This window comes from Bradyrhizobium sp. P2_E8, from assembly GCF_056403875.1.
Genome location: NZ_JBFUES010000988.1, coordinates 1 through 2,706, shown reverse-complemented (window position 1 = coordinate 2,706; position 2,706 = coordinate 1). Strand labels below are relative to the sequence as shown.

Below are 2,706 nucleotides of genomic sequence, written 5' to 3'. Positions count from 1 at the left end.
GACTGTCACTGCGGAAACAGTCTGGATTGCTTCGTCGCAAGGGCTCCTCGCAATGACGGCGGAGGGAGCAGCGACGCAGCTAAAACGGGCTCACCGAAAAATACCGCAGCCACAGATCGGTGTAGCGGCCTTTTTCCCAGACGCGGAACAGGGCCCAGTTCAGGGCCTGGCGCAGCACGTCGTTGCCCTTGCGCACGGCGATGCCGATGCCCTCGCCGAAGAAGCGGCTCTCGACGAAGGGACCGCCGGAGAAGGCGCAGCAATCGCCCGAATCCGTGCCGTTGATCCAGAAGGCGAGCGAGATGGCGTCGCCGAAGATGAAGTCGACCTCGCCCTTTCGAAGTGCGGCGCGCATCGCGTCGTCGTTGGGATAGGGGTGCAGCTCGGCGTCGGTGAACATCGCCTTGAGATAGGCCTCATGCGCGGAGCCGCCGATCACGCCCACCTTCTTGCCCTCGAGATATTCCGGGCGGATCTCCGGCATCACCGCATCCTTGCGCGAGGCGRAGCGCGCCGGCACGCGGTAATAGGGATCGGAGAAGTYGACGCGGGCACGGAGCTGCGGGCTCACCGCCATCGAGGCGATGATGGCATCGCCCCGGTTCGAGGTGAGCGCGTCGACCAGCGTCTCGAAGCGGCGCATCTGCACCGTGCAGGTGACCTTGATCTCCTCGCAGAGCGCGCGGGCGAGATCGACGTTGAAGCCGGCCGGATTGCCGTCGGCGCCGGTGTAGTTGAACGGCGGATAGTCGGTCTCGGTCAAGAAACGGATCACGGTCAAGCGCGACAGGTCCGGCCGCTCCGGACGCCGCCGCGGGTCCCAGAAGCCGGGCACCGCCTGGGGGGCCGCCTGGGGCGCGACCTGCGGGGTGGCCTGAGGCGCCGCCGGTGGCTGCTTGGCCGGGGCCTGCGCCTTCGCGCCGGGCAGGGCTGCGAACAGGCAGGCGCCGACGGCCAGCCCTGTCAGCAAGCCACGGGCAGATTTGGACGATTTCGCCTGTTGCGATGGAGCCATCGGCCGGAAATGAACGAATTTCGTTGGGATCGGAGGCCTTATAGACCATCCGCTCGGGAACGCGAGCGCCGATTGCAGGCACGGTGAAGGCCGGGGCGGTCGGAGGGTAGATCAGAGATACCGCTTCAGCTCGACCGCGGCCTCTTCCGGCGTCCGTTTCAGGTTGAACGGCGAGACGAAGCGGCCATCGCGGTCCATCAGATAGATCAGCGCGGTGTGGTCCATGGTGTAGTCGCCGTCCTTGGTCGGGACCTTCTTGGCATAGACCCGGTAGGAGGTGATCACCTTGGCGGTCTCGGCGGGATCGCCGCTGAGGCCCTCGAGATGCGGATCGAAGCTCGACAGATAGTCCTTCATCGCCGCCGGCGTGTCCCGCTCGGGGTCGACCGAGATGAAGATGGCGTTGACCTTGTCGGCGTCCCTGCCCATCGCGCGCAGCACTTCCGAGATCTCGAACAGCGAGGTCGGGCAGACGTCGGGGCAATGGGTGTAGCCGAAGAAGATCAGGGTCGGCTTGCCCTTCAGGCTCTTGTCGGTGACGGCCTTGCCGTTCTGGTCGGTGAGCTGGAACGGGCCGCCGATCGCAGCCGGCTGCGCCACCTTGCTGACCCCGCCCATGGCCCAGAACATGATCAGCAGCCCGACGACAAGGCTTGCGGCGAAGGCGGTCGCGATCACCAGCGGGCGGGCGGCGGAGCTCATGGGCGGACGACTTCCTGTCGGGGGTCAGAAGCAGGCAATGAAGCCGGTCCTGATCATTTCGAAGAACACCTGGGTGCCGTAGTGGAACCACAGCGCCAGCGCGCCGATCACGACCAGACCGCCGACACCTGTGCCAGCCAACAGCAGCACGGACTGCGTCCGGTCGGCAGTGGACGAATTGTCCTGTAGCGGATGGGCCGGGCGCACTGGTTGAGCCATGACAATGATCGGGGCGAAGGCCCCGGTTCCCAGGCTTTCAGATAAGCTTTAGCCCGCCTGCGGGCAAGGCGCCGCTGGCGGGCTGAAACAAACCCGTCGTGCCGAGGATGTCAGTGCAGGAGCTGGCCCCGGGCGGACTCAAGCTCGTCCGATTGCGGGAGAGACCGGCGCGTCGGCTTGATCGTCGAGGCCTGTGCGTCCATGTAGCAGGGCTTGTACATGGCCTGGAGCTGCTTGCCCCTCAGGAAAAGCATGTGCGGGGTCAGGCCGCCGCGCTGGTTGATCCAGCGCCTCACCTGCGAGGGGTACATCGCATAGAGCATCTGGGTTGCTTCGGAATTGGTGACGGCGCGGCCATTGGCGCCGAAATCCCAGGCGGCGTGGAAGCCCAGCGTCGCGCTCGAGGTCACGCAGATGCGGTCGCGCGGGATGGCGCCAAGGACGATGGTGCAGGCGGAGGCGCAGAGGCCGTCGATAATAACGGTTTCGCCTGATTGCCGCAGGTCCTGGTATTTGTCGACGTAGGTTCCGATCCGGCCGCCGCGGTCATCCGCGATCCGGACCACCGCGTGAGAAGCCCCCATGCAAGCGATCAGCACAACCGCGGCCAGCAACCCCGTCAGAAACTTCATTGTCCCCCGCCCCAGTCGAATTCGAATCTGCGCGTCAGGTGGTGATGCATGGCTAGCGTCCGTCGTAACCAAGGTTTTGTCTAGGCAGGCCGGCTCGCTCAAAACAAATTCAAATCCAGTGTTGCGTCCGCGCTGCAC

The 2,706-nt window shown here is 65.3% G+C and carries 4 protein-coding genes; all 4 read right to left on the bottom strand.

Annotated features, from left to right (window positions below):
- Positions 1-79 precede the first annotated feature (79 nt).
- The 4 genes from AC1D00_RS35490 to AC1D00_RS35475 all read right to left on the bottom strand — a co-directional run bounded on the left by AC1D00_RS35490 (position 80) and on the right by AC1D00_RS35475 (position 2,568).
- Positions 80-1,015, bottom strand: coding sequence for a transporter substrate-binding domain-containing protein (locus AC1D00_RS35490; RefSeq protein WP_477013877.1), 936 nt, complete (start codon positions 1,013-1,015; stop codon positions 80-82).
- A 111-nt stretch (positions 1,016-1,126) separates the two neighbouring features.
- Entirely contained in the window at positions 1,127-1,717 is a 591-nt protein-coding gene (locus tag AC1D00_RS35485) for an SCO family protein (RefSeq protein ID WP_135176210.1), read from the bottom strand.
- A gap of 24 nt (positions 1,718-1,741) precedes the next feature.
- Positions 1,742-1,936 (bottom strand): hypothetical protein, encoded by a 195-nt coding sequence (locus tag AC1D00_RS35480; RefSeq protein ID WP_477013876.1) that lies wholly within the window; start codon positions 1,934-1,936, stop codon positions 1,742-1,744.
- A gap of 110 nt (positions 1,937-2,046) precedes the next feature.
- Entirely contained in the window at positions 2,047-2,568 is a 522-nt protein-coding gene (locus AC1D00_RS35475; protein ID WP_027542345.1) for a hypothetical protein, read from the bottom strand.
- Positions 2,569-2,706: the final 138 nt, after the last annotated feature.

Coding starts and splice junctions, on each gene's coding strand:
- AC1D00_RS35485 (WP_135176210.1), bottom strand. CDS start 1,717: ATGAGCTCCGCCGCCCGCCCGCTGGTGATCGCGACCGCCTTCGCCGCA.
- AC1D00_RS35480 (WP_477013876.1), bottom strand. CDS start 1,936: ATGGCTCAACCAGTGCGCCCGGCCCATCCGCTACAGGACAATTCGTCC.
- AC1D00_RS35475 (WP_027542345.1), bottom strand. CDS start 2,568: ATGAAGTTTCTGACGGGGTTGCTGGCCGCGGTTGTGCTGATCGCTTGC.